Consider the following 17,971-nt stretch of genomic DNA (forward strand, 5'->3'; position numbering starts at 1 on the left):
ACCGCGACCATGAGCGGTCCGCCCCGGACCCCGCTCAGTCAGGCGTGTCCGCGAGCAGCCAACGAAACACCTTCGGCAGCGCCGCCAGCGCGGCGAAGTGAGCGCCGGTCGGTTCGAGAACAGCCGTCGCCCGGGGAATCCGCGCGGCCAGCCAGGACGAGTGGGACGCCGGTGAGAAGACGTCCTTCGCCCCGTGCCACAGCATCACCGGCACCTGAATGTCCGCCGGATCGAACCCCCAGTCCCCGGTCAGCGCGAGCGCGTCGTCGATCCACCCGTACGGCGAAGTCCGCAACGCCTCACGGTAGTTGCGCACCAGCATCGACCGAATGGTGTTGTCCGAGACGATCTGGCGATCGTCGTCGGTGAGTTCCCGGCGCAGTTCCTCAAGGAGCCGCGCGGGATCGCTGCGGATCGCGGCGGACCGCGGAATCAGCCGGGCCACGAACCGCTCGGGGTCGGTGAACGCGGTCTTGAACTCGTTGACGTTCGACGGCGCCATCCCGGCGAACCAGTCGAGCCCCTCCGCGTTCCGCGGCGCGAGTCCGACCAGCGCGGCGGCCCGGGTCACCCGCTCCGGCAGCAACGCGGCGCAGGCCAGCGCGTGCGGAGCGCCCCCGGAGCGGCCGGCCACCGCGAACCGGTCGAGGCCGAGCGCGTCGGCGACGGTGGCCACGTCCTGTGCGACATCGACGACGCGACGCCCCGGATTGCGGTCGGAACCGCCGTACCCGGGACGGTCGTAGCTGATCAGTCGTGTACCGCAGTGGTAGAGGAACATGGGCCGCGGCCGGGGCCCGACCCGGCTGCCGGGCATGCCGTGCAGCAGGAACACCGGGCGCCCGCGCGGGTCGCCCGAGATCTCGACCCGCAGAAGCCGGCCATCCGGCGTCCGCACATGGTCATGCACCGCGCTCCCCCCTCCCTCGGTCCGGACGGACCGGGACAAACGCTGCCCGACCCCTGCCCACACGCCCACACCGTAAAACGAATCCGCAGGTCAACAGAGCTTCATATCAAGCCACTTGAAGCCGTCCCGCACCCTCCGCACCCCCGCACCGCCCCTGGACGTGCCCGCTCGCCACGAGGACGGCACCCTTCGCCCGCGCGGGAGCCGGGCGCAGAGCTGCTCCACCCAGTCGCGCATGAACGCACGGAGGACATCGTCGACGGATTGGGCTGGACGGAGGACACCGTCGACGGATTGGGCTGGACGGAGGACACCGTCGACGGATTGGACTGGCCGGTGGACATATCTCCACCTGGAACAGGGCTGCTGCCGCCACTGCCCGGGCCGCGCCTGCCGCCTAGCTTCAAGGCATGAACACCTCACGACGTCAGTTCCTGGCCCGCACGGCCGTCGGCGTAGCGGTGGTCGCCGGTGGCTCCTTCGGCGCCGACCCGGCCTCCGCGCTCATCAGTTCCCCGGCCGGGGCCGCCGCCGGGACCACCCGGACCACCACCCTCACCGACGTCACCGTGATCGACGTCGCGACCGGCCGCCGGAACAGGCGGCAGACGGTGCTGATCAGCGGCGAACGGATCGTCGCCGTCGGCCGGAACCTGCCGGTCCCCCGCGGCGCGACCACCATCGATCTGACCGGCAAGTTCGTCATCCCGGGCCTGGCCGACATGCACGTGCACGCCCTCGACACCGACGAGGTCGACCCGCCACTGCACCTGGCGAACGGCGTCACCACCCTCCGGGTCATGTCCGGCGACCCGAGGACCTACGAGTGGCGTGACCGGATCGACGCCGGCACCCTGCTCGGACCGCGGATGGTGGTCGCCAGTCAGATCTGACGGCGACCCGACTTTGTGGGATCCGAACCTGTTGTCCGTCCTGGTGGTACGGGACGAGGCCACCGCCCGGGCCGCCGTACGGCAGGTCAAGGCCGAGGGCGCCGACTTCGTGAAGGTCTACTCGCGCCTCGGCCCCACGGCCTACCGGGCGATCCTCGATGAGGCGCGGCGGCAGGGACTGACCGTAGCCGGGCACGCGCCCGACCAGGTTTCGATCCCCGCCGTCACCGCGGCCGGGCAGCGCAGCATCGAACACATCCACGCCGTCGCCCTGTCGGTGTCCAGCCAGGAGGCGGAGGTACGTCGTCAGTTGCGGGCCATCAGCCTGAGGACGGGCGACTACAACGGCTCGTTCCGGCAGCTGCACCCGATCGAATGGCTCGCGGCCCGCACCTTCAGCAGCGACCGCGCGGCCGATGTCCTGGGCCGGCTGAGGCACCGGAACACTCGGGTCACGCCCACCCTGGTGATGCACCGCGTGCTGGACATGCCCGACTACACCGCGCCGGATCCGGCGACGCTGAAGTACCTCAGGGAAGACTCGCTCGGCACCTTCGACTACGTACTGGAGAACCTCTACAAGGCCAACCGCCCGGCCGAGGAAATCGCCCGCCAGCGCCAGATGTGGGACTACCGGCAGCGCTTCGTCCGCGAACTGCTCGCCCACGACGTGCCGATCCTGGCAGGAACCGACACCGGTACGCCTTACTCGGTGCAAGGATTCACGCTGCACGACGAGTTGGAGCTGCTCGTCGGAGCCGGCGCGCCGCCTCAGCAGGCTCTGAAGGCGGCGACCGTGGAACCCGCACGATTCCTCGGCCTCGGCGATGTCCTGGGCTCGGTCGAACCACGCAGGATCGCCGATCTGGTGGTCCTGGACGCCGACCCGCTGAACGACATCCGCAACACCCGGCGGATCCATTCGGTCGTCACCCGCGGCCGGGTGATCTCCCCGCAGGCGCGGCGGAGGATGCTGGCCGATGTCGAGACAGCCGTCAGGAACCCGGCCTCCGCGGCAGCGATTGCACCCAGCGGATGCTGTGGAATGGGACGTTGAGGAACCTCCACAACACCTGGCGGCTGGCACCTGACACCTGACAGCCGGGCGCACCCGCCACCTGCCACTCGCCGCTCGCGAGCCGCCAGCAACCGTCCGCCCCCTCCAGAAAGCCGATGCCATGGCCGTCGACGTCGCCGCTCTACGCGACCACTTCCCGTCCCTCACCCACGGTCTGGCCCACTTCGACGGCCCGGGCGGGACGCAGACGCCCCGTCCCGTCGCCGATGCCATCGTCGCGACGCTGACCGGTCCCCTTTCCAACCGGGGAAGCAGCAGCGTGTCCGAGCTCAACGCCGAGAAGGCGGTCACGGACTTCCGCGCCGCTTACGCCGACCTGCTCAACGTATCGGCGAGCGGCATCGTCTACGGCCGCAGCGCCACGCAGCTCACCTACGACTTCTCACGCCACCTGGCCAAGAGCTGGAAAGTGGGCGACGAGATCATCCTCAGCCGCCTGGACCACGACTCGAACGTCCGTCCCTGGATCCAGGCGGCCCAGCGCGGAGGGGTGACGGTCCGCTGGATCGAGATCGACAGCGAGACCTCGGAACTGGACCTCGGTTCGTTCGAGCGGGCCCTCACGTCCCGGACGCGGCTGGTCGCGGTCACGGCCGCGTCGAACGTACTCGGCACCAAGCCGCCCATCCGCCGCATCGCGGACCAGGCTCACAGCGTCGGCGCCCTGGTGTACGTGGACGGAGTGCACTACACCGCGCACTCCCTGGTGGACGTGCCCGCGCTGGGGGCGGACCTGTTCACCTGTTCGCCGTACAAGTTCCTCGGACCGCACTGCGGCGTGCTCGCGGGAGTGCCCGAGCTGCTCGAATCCCTTGATCCGGACAAGCTGCTGCCGTCTCCCGACACCGTTCCGGAGCGCTTCGAATTCGGCACGCTGCCCTACGAGATCATGGCGGGCGCCACCGCCGCGGTGGACTTCCTTGCCGGGATCGACCCCGGGGCAGGGGATTCGCGGAGGGAGCGGCTGACGCATTCTCTGCACTTTGTTCATGACCACGAGAGCGTGTTGCGCAGCAGGATGGAAGAGGGTCTGCGCGCGCTGGGCGACGCCTTCACCGTGCACTCGAAGGCGAACGACCGCACCCCGACACTGCTGTTGACCCTCGACGGGCGCGACGCGCGCGAGGCACAGTTGCATCTGGCCGCACGGAACGTCGTGGCCCCTGCCGGGTCGTTCTACGCCTACGAGACCTTCGCCGCGCTGAAGTTGGACGACCCTGCCCTTCGGGTCGGACTGGCGCCCTACAACAACGCCGATGACGTGGACAGGCTCCTGGAAGGCATCGCCACCTTCCTCTGACGGTCAACACGCCCATGGCTGGCGCCACTTCACTCACCAGCAGTTCGTACGCGTACGCGACAGCCACCGGACAGTCCCGTCCGACGGCCGTCGCGCACGAGTACGAGCACGAGCACGCGCACGCGCACGACGGGACGGGACGCGTCACGCCTTCGCGCCACGCTCCTTGAGCATGTCGGCCATGAGCTGTATCTCGGCCTGTTGGCCCGCCACCATGCTCTGGGCCAATCGCCGCACCTCAGCGGTCTTCGCCATCTCGACCGCCGCCTCGGACATCGCGATACCGCCCTTGTGGTGCGCGGTGAGCAGTTGGAGGTAGCGGATCTCCGCGGCCTTGCCCTTGGCCTGGCGCAGTTGGTCCAGCTGCCGGTTGGTGGCCATGCCGGGCATCAGGGAGCCGTCGTGCGCCTTGTAGTCCACGCCGTCCATGCCGTCCATGCCCTCCATGCCGCTCATGTCGCGGTCCATCCAGGACATGTACGGCTGCTGCGAGGACTTCGGCAGTCCCCACACGTCCAGCCAGCCCAGCAGCATCCCGCGCTGGTTGGCCTGGGTGTTGATGACGTCGTACGCGAGGCGCCGTACCTCCTCGTCATCGGTGCGGTCACGCACGATGAACGACAGCTCCACCGCCTGCTGGTGATGCACCGCCATGTCCCGTGCGAAGCCCGCGTCCACGGAGTCCTTGCGTGGTACGGCGGCGGCGCTGCCGCTCGTCGGCCACACCAGCACCGCGAACACCGTGACGGCCGCGAACACGGCGGCGAGCGACCCGCCGATCAACAGCCGCGACAGCCTCCGTACGTGCCGACCAGCGGTGTCCTCCGCCTGCTCCCGCATCTCGTCTTCACTCACGAGGACTTACCCCCCGTGCAGGCGGCACCCGGCTCCGGGCTCTGCGGGCCCTGCACGTACTTCTCGAGGAACTCTGCGACCCGCGCGTCGGACTCCTTCGTCACGTTCAGCTGGTGGCCCCAGGCCGTCAGCGAGATCGGAGAGGACTGCGTCTTGTACGGGCTCATCAGCGTGTACGGCGTCTTGGCCACCTTGTCGGCGAGCGCCTCGACGTCGGCGTCGGCGGCCTTGTCGTTGTAGGTGACCCAGACGGCGCCGTGCTCCAGGGAGTGCACGGCGTTCTCGTCGCGCAGTTCGCCGGTGTAGACGTCGCCGTTGCAGTTCTGCCAGACGGAGTCGTGGTCGCCGCCGGCGGGCGGTGTCATGGGGTAGGTCACGTCCTTGTCGACGTGGTTCTGGGTCAGCTTCGACCAGGTCTTCTCGCCGGAGACGGGTGCGGCCTGTGCCTGCTCCTTCTCGTTGGCGGCATCGACCAGGTACCAGCCACCGCCCACCACCCCGACGAGGATGGCTGTGGACACGGCGATGGTGATGATCCGGCTGCGGCGCTCGCGGGCTTTTTCGGCGCGGCGCTGCTCTTCTATTCGGGCGCGGCGGGCCGCGGCCTTGGTCTTGGAGTTGGCGGAACCCATGGTGAAGTCCTTTTCGTGCAGCGGAAGTTGACGGATGCCGGTGAATGGGGTGGGACGGGCATCCGGTCTAGGTCCGCAGGACTTGAAGAACGTGCAGGTTCGGCGGGCGCGGGGCGACCCCGTACGCCGTGGTCCGTGCCGGGACGCGGGCCGGCCCGGCGTCCACCTGGACGGGCAGGCTCTGAGGTTGCGGGTGCGGTCCGGGGCCGGTCGTGGGCGTGTCCATCGCCCACTGGGCGCCGCACTGGTCCTGGGCGGGAGCAGTGCAGACGTGCTCACGGTCGTCGCCGGCCGGCCCCTGGTACGCGGACGACATGGCGGCGACGGACTGCACGGCGGGCCCGTGCGTACACAGGCACGCCACACCCAGCACCGTGGCCAGGGCCACCAACAGGCCCAGCACCACGGAGCCGGTACGGCGCCGCACAGTCATCGTCAGTCGCCTGCTTCTTCCGGGTAGTTGAAGGAACGTCCGGGGTCGCCCTGCCCTGCGTATACGGCTCGGAGTCTACGAAGTGGTCGCCGGACGAACGGAGGCGGCTCCGCCCCTTGGCGAACCAACGCCGTGCGGCACTAGAACGGGCGGTCGTACGGGCGGTCGTGCAGCCGGTCGTAGATGCTGCGCAACCATGGCTGCCGGACGGCTGGAAGCCGTGCCAGATTGTCGAGGAAGACCTCCCAATCCGGCCGGAACAGCCTCCCTGGACGCATCGGCAACGGGTCGTCACGCAGGACGTCGTCAGGCAGCCCGCCTGTCGCGGGGACCGGCATCCGTTCGCCGGGGAAGGCCAGGTGCGCCCACACATCGGCGGGCAGGGGTACGGTCTGCGCGGTGCTGGAGGGCTGCCACGGGTCCCCCGTCCGCGGATGCCGCGGCACCAGGAAGATGTCAGGGGCAGGGTCCGTGCGGGGCAGACCCGGTCCGGCCAGCCATGCGGTCTTCACCGGCGTACCGGTCGACGCCGCGGCCTTCACCGCCGTACCGGCCGACGCCCCCGTCTTCACCGACGTACCGGCCGGGAGCAGCGTGTCGAGCGCGCGGCCGAACATGTCCGTGGGGAGACCGTCCGGGACGGCCACGGGCATCCCCGATGAGGCGGCCAGCAGGTGAGCCAGTCCGGCGCCCGCAGCCGCCTCCCACCGCGGGCTCCACATTCCGGACTGATCGACCGGCGGCGTACCCGGCCGCTCCCGCATCGCCGCCTCCCAGCCGACCGTCCGACCGGCGGGCTCGTCGGCGTCGGTGGGCAGGCCGCGTACGGCGTCCGGGGCGAACCGCACCGACTGCCAGAGCGAGCAGTCGTCGACACGGGACGCCACCGCCCGTCCGCACTGCTCACACGCGAGGTTCGGGCCGTCGCTGCCGTCCAGTCCACAGCAGTAGCCGCCGCGTCGTCCCGGGATCAGGACGGTGCCGCGGGTGTCACCGGGTGCGACGACGATGGCTCCCGGGGCGCCGAAGGACAGGGCGTACACCGGCGCGAACACACCGCGGGCCGCCGCTTCGTCCACTCCGACCTCGCTCCACCGCCGCCGTGGCGGCCCCCAAGGGGCAGGATCCACGGCGTACGTACCCGAATCCATGAGCACCGGGAGCAGCACTCCGTTTCCCCACTTCTGGTGGGTGTGGACGGGAAGCGCAACCTGCGACACCGGAGCACTCAACACGGTGTCGCAACCCACACATATGAACACCGTCATTGACCCTCCGCGCTCCCGGCATCCGGATTCTCCCGGGTCCGTGGTCCTGGGCCAACAGCTTTTGTGCAGTGCCGCGGTGACCGACCGGACAGCTCTTGGAAATGGCCGGCGTGCCTGGTGGGTCAGTCGCGGCGGGTCTGCGGCCGCCGGGGCTGTGTGGCGGCGAGATAAACGCCGGTGCCGACGGTGCAGGCCGTGGCCAGGCCGGCCAAAGGGACCGCCCAATGTCCGGCGAAGCTGGTAGCAAGGACCAGCAGGGCTCCGATCGGAAGGACCAGTTGCTGAGCGAGGCCCTGTTTGAATTGGCGTGCGTGCACCAGCCACACCGTGATCATGAAGAGCGCGGTGGGCACGGTGACGGCGAAGGAGGCCGCGAGCGTGGAGATGTGGGCGTGGTGCGTGACTTGCTCGACGGCGACTTCGATGCCGGCGCCGATCGCCGCGGCGGATCCCAGGATCAGGTAGTGGCCGTAGCCCCACACGAAAGCCTGCCGGTTGGAGGCGAGGTACAGGTGGATCGGCACGGAGAAGTAGATCCAGAAGGCGGCGAAGACGATGACGAGCCCTCCCGCGGCGATCGGCAGCAGTTCGTCCAAGGCCGCTGATTCGTCCAGAGCCGATTGCACGGCCACTGTGGCGGCGGCGATGGTCTCGCCGAGCACGATGATCGTGAACAGGCCGTAGCGTTCGGCGATGTGGTGCGGGTGCCAGGGAGTCCGGTGGCGATGCTCGGCGAAAGCCGGCACGGCGAGCTCGGCGGCCACCATCGGGATGACTCCCCAGGCCCAGGCAGCGTCGGGCAGCAACAGCAGCACGACCCAGCCGACCTGTACCACCACCAGCCCGGCGGCATAGCGCAGGGCGGCTGTTCTCGCCGCCCCGGTCTCGCCGTGTGCTGCCCGCAGCCACTGCAGGGTGAGCGCCACGCGCATGATCAGGTAGCCGGTGATCGCGACACCGTACTGCGCCTCGTCGAAGGCGCGCGGGACTCCGGCGGCCAGGACCAGGACGCCGGCCATCTGCACCAGGGTGGCGAGCCGGTAGGGGACATCGTCGGTGTCGTAGGCGGAGGCGAACCAGGTGAAGTTCACCCACGCCCACCAGATGGCGAAGAACACGAACAGATAGCCGGCGATGCCGTGCCCGGGATCGCCCTCGGCCAGGGCGTGGACGAGGCGCGCTCCGGCCTGTGCCACCGCAACGACGAAGGACAGGTCGAAGAGAAGTTCCAGTGGGGTGGCGGCCCGGTGCGGTTCGTCACGGCTGCGAGCTGTCATGCGGACCACGGGGACGACGGTCCGGCCGTGTCCTGCTCCCGGCGGGGTGTCCTCGGTCATCAGCAGGGCGCCCTTCGCTCACACCGCACCGGGCGGCTCACATCCACGATGCCCCGAGTGAGGCCGGCCCGCAGCCTACTTCCGGGGCCCGGGCACGCGTGTGCTGTCGACCGGACACTCGCGGCAAGTCCCCTTTTGGCCTGCCGGTTTGTGCCGGCCCGGGAGACGATCCAGGGCCCCTCAGCGACTCGACGGTGTGAGCTGCGGTGGCACGAGTACTGGCTCTCCGCGCGTCGAAAGCCGCATCTTTCCGCCGTCTGTCGCTCGGCCGGCGCGCCGCCACAATCGCTCCAAGGACCTGTAGAAGCGGTCCGGCAGGAACACGGCGTCCGCGATGATCATCGCGCCGGAGAACAGCGGAAGCCCCATGAGTACGGCGATGCCCAGGTGCATGCCGAGCAGCATGGTCAGGACAGGGTATTTGAGCCGTCCGAACAGGACGAACGGGAACGCGACCTGCAACAGCACTGTCAGATAGCAGGCGATGGCGATCAGCGCGTCGTGCTCGTCCGCCATCAGGGAGAGCTCCGGCCAGGGGCGGAACAGATCGAGATTCAGGACGTAGTGGAGGGCGGTCCCGTTCCCCCACGAGCCGCCCTGCACCTTGTAGAGACCCGCCGCCCCGTAGAGGAAGCAGACCTGGGCCGCGATGACGAACATGCCGCAGTTGTGCAGCACCGCCGTCAAGGTGTGGCGGGAACGGCGGAGTTCGGCCGCTCCCTGACCCATCGGCGTGTGGACCGGTCTGACCTCGGAGGACCTGAGACGGGTTCTGCGCGCGTCCAGGGACCAGCGGCGGCCGCATGCGGTGAAGACGAGGTACACGCCCATGAGGAGGATGAGGTTGTCCCCTCCGTCGGTCATGAAGATCGCCCTGGCGTGGAACGACGCGACCACCACCGCGAACACCACGGACACCACTCTGGTGCGCCAGCCCAGCAGGAACAGCACGGAGGTGATGAGGGCCAGCACGTAACAGGCCTCGAAATAGGCCCGGTTGTCGGACAGGGTCAGGATGCTTGCCCACCCCGTCTGGTCGAACAGTTGCCTCGCCAGCTCGGGCGTCCACGGTGATCCAGGACCCCAGATCTCATCGCGGTTCGGGAACTCGCGCAGCAGAAAGACGAGATAGAGAAATCCGTATCCGATACGAAGGACCGCCGCGGCGTAGAGGGAGACAGGCCGCTCCGTCAGGACGGTGAGAACCGCGCCGATCCGCTCCGGCACCCGGTGCAGCACGCCTGCGTCCGCCCCTTCGGGAGTACGCCGCTGCGGTGCCAGTGGCTGCTCAGTTTCCATGGGATTCCACCTTCCACCAGGGCAGATACCACGTTTCCGCAGGCTTCGGTGCCGCGGCGGCCGGGTCGGCACCACTCGTCGAGGCGGGTGCGGCGGGTGCGGCGATGGGCACGGTGATCACCCGCAGCTGGACGGACTCGAAGGTGCCGTGTCGGCGGCCGGCGATGCGATCCGCCGCGATGTTGGTCAGGTATTGCTGCATCATCAGCGCCCGTTGCGAGCGTGGCCGGTCGTCACCCACGTGGGTTTCCAGGTAGGAGCTCCAGGCCCGTCGCAGCATGTTCTGAGTCGTATGACTCGGGAAGGCGTTGTGCTTCACCGCGGAGTTGTCGACGGCGGTGAGATCGACCCAGCCGCTCACTTGGGTGCTGCCGTCGGGAGCGGTGTGCAGGGTCCTTGCCGAGATCTGCCGGTTGACCGACTCCGGATCCGGCGCGAAGAGCCGCCAGTTCTGCTCGAACAGGGGGAAGACCCATGCGTCGACCTGCCGGCTGTACTGCTGGGAGAGGGGATTCGGGGGCGCCACGTGCAGGAACACCAGGAGCACATGGACCAGGGCGGTCGCCAGACACACGACCACGGTGGCGCTCGTTCCCGCCTTCAGGAGGATGGGCGGAGGCTTCGAAGGCCCTTGGAACGCAAGGGCCTTCCCCCTTCGGTCTCTCTGCCATGCTCGGTCTCTCTGCCTTGCCGGCGCCTCACCGATCCGGTCCGGTTCGTCGACACCCACCGTTTCAACGCCGCCCTGCACGGCCCCACCCGGCCTTTCGGTCCTGGCTTCTCTCATTGCGTCTCCTGAGATTTCGCCAACAGCGCGCGACGGAATCGACAACGATCCGTCGCGCGCCGCTCGTCCTGCTCACTCAGATGGAGCTAGGCGGACTTCTTGTGGTCACCTTCGTGATTGCTGCCGTAGTCCTCGGGCTTGTCGGGCTTGCCTTGATGCCCGCCATACCCGCCGTGCTCGGGCTTCTCACCGTGGCCGTGATTGTCGGGCTTCTCACCGTGGCCATGGTTGTCGGGCTTCTCACCGTGGTCGCCGTGGCCGTTTCCGCCCGTCGAGCCACCTGTCGAGCCACCTGTCGTCGCGCCACCGGTCGCACCGCCGTTGACACCGCCGGTGGTAGCACCCGTAGTGCCGCTCGTAGTAGCCCCGGCGACGAGGCCGCCCAGGGCCCCGCCGGTGGTTCCGCCCGATGTCAGGACGCCGCCGAGAAGACCGCCCAGGACACCGCCGGTTCCGCCGCCCGTCGGCACCCCGCCGATGGCGCCGACCGTGGTGCTGCCCGTGGTGCCCTCAGTCGCGCCACCTGACGTGGCACCGGCGACCACACCACCCGTGATCAGCCCACCGGTGGTTCCGCCGGAGGCACATGTACCCCGGTTGATCGTGTTGTTGTCCAACGTCACGGCGCCGGTGCGGGCCAGCGCCCGGCCGGCGATGGTCGTTCCCGTGGTGACGGTGATCGACTCCTGGGCCATGATGGTGCCCACGAAAGCGGAGTTGGTACCGAGAGTGGCCGAGCTGCCGATCTGCCAGTACACGTTGCACGGCGAGGCACCGTTGACGAGAGACACGTTGCTGCCGGACGCCGTCGTCAGAGTCGAACCGACCTGGAAGACCCATACGGCACTGGGGTCCCCATGTGCGTCGAGAGTGAGCGTGCCGGTGATGCCCGCGGAGATCGGCGCCTTGTAGACCCCCGGATCCAGCGTCCTGCCACCGAGCTCCACGGGATCGGGAGCGGTGGGATACGTGACGTCGGGCGCTTGACCGGCCGCGTTGTTGTACGCGGTGACCAGGTCACTCTTGGCCTGGAGCGACACGGCGTCCGCGGAGTGCTGGGCCCCGAACACCGTTCCGGGCGGGAATCCGATCATGGCCGTGCCCGGATGCACTCCAAGGTCTCCGGTGATCGACGAGGGCCCGGTGTTGGTGACTTGTGAACCGGCCAGGACGGCGAAGCTGCTCGCCGTACCCAGAGGTACGGGTGTGGCAACGGCGTTGGCGCGTGTCGGCGTCAACGCGATTACGACGGCGGCGATCACCACGGCCGCAACCGCCGCGAACCAGACCGACATGGCGCGCCGTAGCGGCGCATCAGGGATATTCAGCGTCATCGAGGGGCCAACTCCTGTGAGGGGTCAGTGCATTGGCGGCGGTTCTCGGTCGCAGGGAATCGCCTGTTTTGTGTCGTTGGCATATTACGCAGGAAGAAACGGGGCGGGATTCACTCCAGCGACTCCGCCGGAATCGACGAGCCAACTGCGAAGTGCATAGGAATACTTAATGGGCCGGATGGCTTCGATTTACCACCCGGGCAGTCACTGGGGATATCCGCCGGAGAGCAATTCCCGTCACGAGACAGTCGGTCACCGCTGACGGGAGGGAAGGCGTACCGCAGGAAGCCCGCGCAGCCACCTGCACGAGGGCAGCGGAGGCGACCGCCCCATGGCTGTCACCAGGAGCGAGTCGCTCGAAGCTCTCGTGAGCGGCTTGAGCCGGCGACCGCTGCAGGACACATCCAGCTGCCATGATCACGCCGCCGTACCAAAGCAATCGGCACATGGAGGCCGCAGGAGACCGGGCGGGTTGATGCCACACGTGAGCAATCCCAAGCCGCGCCCGCCGCAGTAATATTGAATTGGGGGTTGATTCACTCTCACGTGCAGTAGCCCCGTAGGATCACTCCGGCGTGTTTATGCCGGAGCCGTTGCCTCAAAAGCCGGAGCACCAACGAGTACGTGAGAACTTCGTTCTCGACCCGCATCGCCGTCACACGTACGACTGCCGCACCAGAAAGCGGACCAGCCCGAGCGGGAAACTGCGGTCAATGCACATGGCCCGCCAACACCCCGGTCGCGGAACCGAGTTCACTTCCCTGTTACGCCAGACAGGTGGACTCCGCCAGACGATCGCGTACGGCCCCTCCAGGGCGGTACACAATGCGCTCACCGAATCTGATCATGGCAGGCTGCCGACCGGCAGAAGGCCCTGAAGCCGGAGGCACACAGCCCGTGGCGGCGAACGTCAGTCCCACCGTCAGAAAACGCCGCCTGGGAGCCGAGCTCCGCATGCTGCGGAAAGCCAGCGGCCTGACGAGTACACAGGTGGCGGAGCGACTCCTGGTCTCCCAGCCCAAGATCAGTCGGCTGGAGAACGGCCAGCGCGCCATCAGCCCCCGCGATGTGCGCGACCTCTGCACGATCTACGGAGTGACGGACCAGCAGGTCGTCGACTCACTGATGCGGATGGCCAAGGAATCCGGGCAGCAGGGCTGGTGGAACGCCTACGGCGACATCCCCTACAGCACCTATATCGGCCTGGAGGCGGACGCCGTCCGCATCCACGCCTACGAGCCCACAGTGATCCCGGGCCTGCTGCAGACGCCCGCCTACGCCCACGCGGTCATCGAGAACACGATCCCGCCGGTCACCGCCGACCAGGCCACCACGCGCCTCAGGGTGCGGTTGCGCCGTCAGCACCGGATCTACCACCCGGCCCGCCCGCTGCGGCTGTGGGTCGTGCTGGACGAATCGGTACTGCACCGCGTCGTGGGCGGTCCGGACATCATGCGCGAACAACTGGAGCACCTGAACGCACTGGGCGCCGAGCCGCACATCACCGTGCAGGTCCTCCCCTACGACGTGGGGGCCCACCCTGGCCTTTCAGGGCAGTTCTCCATCCTGAGGTTCGCCGACAGTCCCGAGGCAGGGGTGGTGTACCTGGAAGGATCCACCAGCGACCTCTACCTGGAGAAACGATCCGTCCTGGAGCACTACGACCTCACATACGCCCACCTGCAGGCCCTGGCCCTCGATCCGGACAACACCCGCCACTTCATCGCCGACGCCATCAAGACCTACGTCAACGCAGACGCTTCCTCGCTCCGTGACGTGAGCGTCGATCGATGAGGTGGAGGGCTTCGCCCTGGCGAGGGCAGTCAGCGATGATTTTCAGCTTGCCGCCGAGCACCTTGGCTTAAGCCGCCAAGGTCCATTGGGGGATCTTGGCGGGCCTTGCTGATCCACGCCTATCCTTGACGTCTTTGTTGGTCGGACTGGGTGCAGAGGCTCCACCCGGGATGGGCAGAGCCTCTGCGGCCGTTTTCGCGGGCCAGGACGTCTGGGGACAGGTCACCGACCGGTGGCTGACCACGCCGGCGCGGAGCCGCCCCCGGGAGTCATTCGTGGTGATGGTGATCGACCTGACAGCTGCTGGATCACGCGGCCCACGGCGTCGAGCACCGCATGACCATCCGTACTCTGTGGCGCCCCACTCGTCGAGCCTCTGCGGGCCGAGGAGGCACAGGCCTCTGGTCGGCTGCCACTGAAGGCGGTGCTCAGTCCGCCTGTCCCTGCTCCGTGCCGGTTGTCGGCGGGACCACTCGGAGGTTCGCGTCAGGCTGTACCCAGGACAGGTCCGCGCCTTCGAGATCGACGACGGCGTGCCAGGCGGGGGACAGTTCGGAGAACTCTCCGAACGGCGGCCGGTGCATCTGGACCACCCGGGCCGGGGGAGCCCCGGCATCCACTGGGCTGTCTGCCGGGAGCACCGAATCGCCGGGGAAGATGCTCCGCCCCACACTGACGCAGCGGGCGTGGCAGACCACCCTGTTCGCCGAGGGCCGCTCGTACACGATGTCCACTTGCAGCAGGCCGACAGGCTCGGTACCGCTCATTGCGAGGATGCCTCCATCCAGGGTCAGAACCAATTCATGACTTTGTCGGCCACATCGGACGCCGCACCGCTGCCGAGGATGCCTCCGGCGACACCGCCGACGACGGTACCCGCTCCGGGTATGGCCGAGCCGATCGAGGCACCCACCTCCACGCCGTAGGCGGCACCCGCGAGGCCCGCGGCGTCCCGCGTCGCGGTGTGAAGCTTCTGGGCCGGCGGTGCCTTGGCGAGATCGGCGGCGGAGGGGCAATCCGTAGTCCGCTGTCATCCGACCAGCTGAACGAGGCCCGTCGGCAACCGCCCGGCTACCTGCCCAACCGAAACCGTGAGGCCCTAAACCAGGAAGTCAGCTACTCCACGGGCCGTTTCCTCTTGGGGCAGTTCCTTGACGCCTACCCGCCATCGCCAGACGCGCTCCTTACGAGACCACAGGCCCAGATGATCTCCACTTCGAACCCGGAGACCCACGCAGACGGCTGGTCACAGGTCACCCCACTCCCGGACGTTTTCGCGATACCGGCGGCCTCAAGACCGCCTCAAGCCATGGCGCCGTCGCAGCAAAGCCGACCAGAACCGGGCTCGCCAGGGGTGCGTTGGCGTGCATCCACGCAGGTCAGGGGAGCAACAGCCGACGGAGGCCACATCGGCTCGCGAAGACGCGAGCAGCGGATTCAGTCCGTTCAGGCAAAGTTGACGCCCCGACACCCAAAAAGAACGTTTCCGCAGGTCAGACCACGTTTCAAGTGGGGCGGGTGGGACTCGAACCCACGGCCGACGGATTATGAGTCCTTCGAGGATCTTGGCGGTCCTTGCCGATCAGTGCCGATTCAAGGCGTTCTTGCAGGTCAGGCATGCGTGCCTGTGTTGGCTATGCGCAGTCTTTGTCGGTTGGTTCCTGTCCTTGCGGTCCCTCCGTGGTCCCTGCCGCTGCCTGAGGGGACTTACCCGATAAGGAATCCCGACTGTCGCTCCAGCTCAGCAGTCGCGGTCGAACCTGCCGAGCAGCGGATTCCCCTTCCAACGCGCAGAGGCTCCGCCCCTCTACTCGGGGCGAAGCCGCCGCAATCATCACTGTCAGTCCTTGCGCAGGGGTGCCCTGACCACGAGGAAGTAGCGGCCCGGATACAGGACGTCTCCGCCCAGTTCTGCGAGGAGACTGGACGGGGTGAACCGCCGCCGGAAGATCGGGTAGGGGACGCCGTCCACCTCGCGGTGTTCCAGCCCTTCCATGTGCGTGCGGCCGTCGCTGCGCAGGTCGAGGATGACGAGTCCGCGCGCCACGCGGCTCGCCTCGGCGAGGAACGCGTCGCGCTCGTCCGCTACGAGCAACCCGTAGAAGTTGGCGGCGAATACGAGGTCGAACGCATCGTCCGGAAAGGGCAGCGGAGGAAAGGCGGCCCGGACCAGTTGGGCGCGAGGAGCCCGGGTCCGGGCGATGTCGAGCATCCCCTGGCTCTGGTCCATGGCGGTGACCCGGCCGGGCAGGAACTGTGTCCACACTCCGGTTCCACAGCCGACCTCCAGGATCCGGCTGTCCGGAGGCAGAGAACGGGGAAGCAGGTCTCCGATCTCGGCCGTCTCCAGGTCGAGACCCGCGTCTGTCTCGGGGTTGCCCCGATAGCTCGTCGCGTCGTAGACCGGGGCCCGATGCTCGTAGTACTGCGCACGGACTGAGTCAGGCATGGCGTGGCCTCTCCCGTCGGACCGAATTCCGTCAGAGCGTCACAGCGCCAGATCTCGGCTTCGAGGACGAGCAGGGGCGACTGCCCGGGCCGGTCCGAGTCGTCGGGCAGCGCGTACATCCGCAACCGGTCACCAGAGACCTCCAGGTGGGTGGCATTGAAAGTGGCGCCCCGGCCGGACCGCGACAGTGCGGTCACCGGAACTTCATTCCGAAAGTATCCAGTGTTCATATCGATGTTGGCCAGACCGCCTAAGGCCTGTGTGATGTTGTGATCAATCTTCGGGTTCCGTCTCCGTGCGGGGAGGGAACCCGGTAGGACGGTGGGCGTGACGCGCAGGCAACTCACCGACGACCAGTGGAAGTTCATCGAGTCCTGCCTGCCGATGGGCGGGTTCGGCCCGTACCCAGAGCGGCTGCGGGAGCGACCTCGTCACCCTTCACCTGGTCCTGCGGGACTCCGACCCCAGCCAGCGGGCCGAGCTACTGGCCGCGCACCGGGCATGGCGTGTCGAGTCGAGCGCGCCAGCGCCCCAGTTGCCGTACACCGCGACGCTGCAGCAGTTCGCGGCGCTGGCTGCTTACGTGGCGGCGGGCGACGACACCACTGCTGCGCCTCTACGTCGGGGGTCAGCGCACAGTGCCGTTCAACGTTCACGTGGGCGAACCTGAAGGCCAGGCCGTCTGGGAATCTAGCCCCGGACGGCCCGCCCTTGGCTCAGGGTCGGTCGAGGATCGCGCGGCGTAGACTTCGTCGCCGATCCCGCGACCCCGTTCCCGCAGTCAACGTGCTGCTTTCGGAGATCGCATTCGCCCAGTGGCCGGTCACGGAGTACCGAGATCGGCCACTCCGCCGTCGTCTCAAGCCCACGGCATCGCCATGACGGCGCCGCAGTCCAAGTCGCATCCGGCGGAACACCTCCGCTCGCGCTGAGGGCAATAAGCACACCAGGACATGCGCAAGGACGAAGACCCGCTTGTCCGCGCGAGCGGAGGTCTTCCGCCGTACAGCATGATGACCCGGTCTCTGCACGACCGTAGGGTTCCGGTTCGGTCGCCGACCGTGATCCGAGTGACCCGCAGGGCCGTTTTCAGTTCGGGCGGTCTCCTGACGGCCCAGCGCACTCCCTGGCGCCGTGCTCGCGCGGAACGGGGCGGGCACCACGGACCCCTCCCGCACATCGAACCAGCCACGACCGAGGTCGCCGATCAGCACTACAGCCAGCAGTACCGCACCGATCTCATCACTGGTGGCAGCACGAGCAGCACCCACTCCGCTTAAGGTGCGCGCGGTATCCGACCGGACCCCTGCGGACGACGGCCTACAGCCAGCGAATTGAGAAGTGCCCCGGCCCGGGATCCCACACAGGCGGCGCAGCGGCGGCGTCTTGGTCCCTGTCTGATCCCTGGACCTTGGCTTCGAGCCCCAGGGCAGCGGTCCCGGAGGCCGACAACAATCTTGATTTCCTGTTCCATCGCAGGTCAAAGCCGTCAAGGTACTTCCGAACAGCACGAGACACACGAGATTCCGAACTCGCGCGCAGCGGATTCAGTCCGTTCAGGCGGAGTTGACGCCCCAACACCTCACAAGGAACGTTTCCGCA

The 17,971-nt window shown here is 68.1% G+C and carries 18 protein-coding genes; 6 read left to right on the forward strand and 12 right to left on the reverse strand.

Annotated features, from left to right (window positions below; genetic code table 11):
- Positions 1–34: 34 nt before the first annotated feature.
- Positions 35–910, reverse strand: a complete 876-nt coding sequence (locus AB0N66_RS24625) for an alpha/beta hydrolase (protein WP_365438826.1) — start codon at positions 908–910, stop codon at positions 35–37.
- A 410-nt stretch (positions 911–1,320) separates the two neighbouring features.
- Here AB0N66_RS24625 and AB0N66_RS24630 point away from each other — a divergent pair, with 410 nt between their 5' ends.
- From AB0N66_RS24630 to AB0N66_RS24645, 4 genes are all read left to right on the forward strand, one after another.
- Complete coding sequence (locus AB0N66_RS24630) at positions 1,321–1,803, forward strand: twin-arginine translocation signal domain-containing protein (RefSeq protein WP_365438828.1); 483 nt, start codon at positions 1,321–1,323, stop codon at positions 1,801–1,803.
- A gap of 31 nt (positions 1,804–1,834) precedes the next feature.
- Entirely contained in the window at positions 1,835–2,860 is a 1,026-nt protein-coding gene (locus AB0N66_RS24635) for an amidohydrolase family protein (RefSeq protein WP_365438830.1), read from the forward strand.
- A 121-nt stretch (positions 2,861–2,981) separates the two neighbouring features.
- Complete coding sequence (locus AB0N66_RS24640) at positions 2,982–4,181, forward strand: cysteine desulfurase-like protein (RefSeq protein WP_365438832.1); 1,200 nt, start codon at positions 2,982–2,984, stop codon at positions 4,179–4,181.
- 14 nt (positions 4,182–4,195) lie between these two features.
- The gene (locus AB0N66_RS24645) at positions 4,196–4,351 is read left to right on the forward strand and encodes a hypothetical protein (protein WP_365438834.1); all 156 of its coding nucleotides are present in this window, start codon (positions 4,196–4,198) and stop codon (positions 4,349–4,351) included.
- Here the strand turns inward: AB0N66_RS24645 and AB0N66_RS24650 are convergent.
- The 8 genes from AB0N66_RS24650 to AB0N66_RS24685 form a co-directional block, all read right to left on the reverse strand.
- Positions 4,326–5,021, reverse strand: a complete 696-nt coding sequence (locus AB0N66_RS24650; protein WP_365439054.1) for a DUF305 domain-containing protein — start codon at positions 5,019–5,021, stop codon at positions 4,326–4,328. The two genes, AB0N66_RS24645 and AB0N66_RS24650, sit on opposite strands and share 26 nt — an antisense overlap.
- Before the next feature lie 11 nt (positions 5,022–5,032).
- On the reverse strand, positions 5,033–5,668 hold the full coding sequence (locus tag AB0N66_RS24655) for a DUF3105 domain-containing protein (RefSeq protein WP_365438836.1): 636 nt from the start codon (positions 5,666–5,668) through the stop codon (positions 5,033–5,035).
- Positions 5,669–5,735: 67 nt separating this feature from the next.
- Positions 5,736–6,101 carry a hypothetical protein gene (locus AB0N66_RS24660; RefSeq protein WP_365438838.1) on the reverse strand — a complete coding sequence of 122 codons (366 nt, stop codon included), beginning with the start codon at positions 6,099–6,101 and terminating at the stop codon, positions 5,736–5,738.
- 140 nt (positions 6,102–6,241) lie between these two features.
- Positions 6,242–7,369, reverse strand: a complete 1,128-nt coding sequence (locus AB0N66_RS24665; protein WP_365438840.1) for a hypothetical protein — start codon at positions 7,367–7,369, stop codon at positions 6,242–6,244.
- 122 nt (positions 7,370–7,491) lie between these two features.
- Positions 7,492–8,706 carry a low temperature requirement protein A gene (locus AB0N66_RS24670; RefSeq protein ID WP_365438842.1) on the reverse strand — a complete coding sequence of 405 codons (1,215 nt, stop codon included), beginning with the start codon at positions 8,704–8,706 and terminating at the stop codon, positions 7,492–7,494.
- Between the two features lie 180 nt (positions 8,707–8,886).
- Complete coding sequence (locus AB0N66_RS24675; protein ID WP_365438844.1) at positions 8,887–10,005, reverse strand: HTTM domain-containing protein; 1,119 nt, start codon at positions 10,003–10,005, stop codon at positions 8,887–8,889.
- Positions 9,995–10,585 (reverse strand): DUF5819 family protein, encoded by a 591-nt coding sequence (locus AB0N66_RS24680; RefSeq protein ID WP_365438846.1) that lies wholly within the window; start codon positions 10,583–10,585, stop codon positions 9,995–9,997. The genes AB0N66_RS24675 and AB0N66_RS24680 overlap by 11 nt, the downstream gene beginning before the upstream one ends.
- 293 nt (positions 10,586–10,878) lie before the next feature.
- Positions 10,879–12,126 (reverse strand): ice-binding family protein, encoded by a 1,248-nt coding sequence (locus tag AB0N66_RS24685; protein WP_365438848.1) that lies wholly within the window; start codon positions 12,124–12,126, stop codon positions 10,879–10,881.
- 897 nt (positions 12,127–13,023) lie between these two features.
- Between AB0N66_RS24685 and AB0N66_RS24690 the strand changes: the two genes are divergently transcribed.
- On the forward strand, positions 13,024–13,920 hold the full coding sequence (locus AB0N66_RS24690) for a helix-turn-helix transcriptional regulator (RefSeq protein ID WP_365438850.1): 897 nt from the start codon (positions 13,024–13,026) through the stop codon (positions 13,918–13,920).
- A gap of 428 nt (positions 13,921–14,348) precedes the next feature.
- Here AB0N66_RS24690 and AB0N66_RS24695 read toward each other — a convergent pair whose 3' ends face one another.
- The 3 genes from AB0N66_RS24695 to AB0N66_RS24705 form a co-directional block, all read right to left on the reverse strand.
- Complete coding sequence (locus tag AB0N66_RS24695) at positions 14,349–14,687, reverse strand: hypothetical protein (protein ID WP_365438852.1); 339 nt, start codon at positions 14,685–14,687, stop codon at positions 14,349–14,351.
- A gap of 23 nt (positions 14,688–14,710) precedes the next feature.
- Positions 14,711–14,833, reverse strand: a complete 123-nt coding sequence (locus AB0N66_RS24700; protein WP_365438854.1) for a hypothetical protein — start codon at positions 14,831–14,833, stop codon at positions 14,711–14,713.
- Positions 14,834–15,760: 927 nt separating this feature from the next.
- Positions 15,761–16,369, reverse strand: a complete 609-nt coding sequence (locus tag AB0N66_RS24705; RefSeq protein ID WP_365438856.1) for a class I SAM-dependent methyltransferase — start codon at positions 16,367–16,369, stop codon at positions 15,761–15,763.
- A 1,070-nt stretch (positions 16,370–17,439) separates the two neighbouring features.
- Here AB0N66_RS24705 and AB0N66_RS24710 point away from each other — a divergent pair.
- Entirely contained in the window at positions 17,440–17,649 is a 210-nt protein-coding gene (locus tag AB0N66_RS24710) for a hypothetical protein (RefSeq protein WP_365438858.1), read from the forward strand.
- The last annotated feature ends 322 nt before the right edge of the window (positions 17,650–17,971 follow it).

Origin of the sequence: Streptomyces sp. NPDC093544 (assembly GCF_040683495.1) — a bacterium.
Classification (GTDB): domain Bacteria; phylum Actinomycetota; class Actinomycetes; order Streptomycetales; family Streptomycetaceae; genus Streptomyces.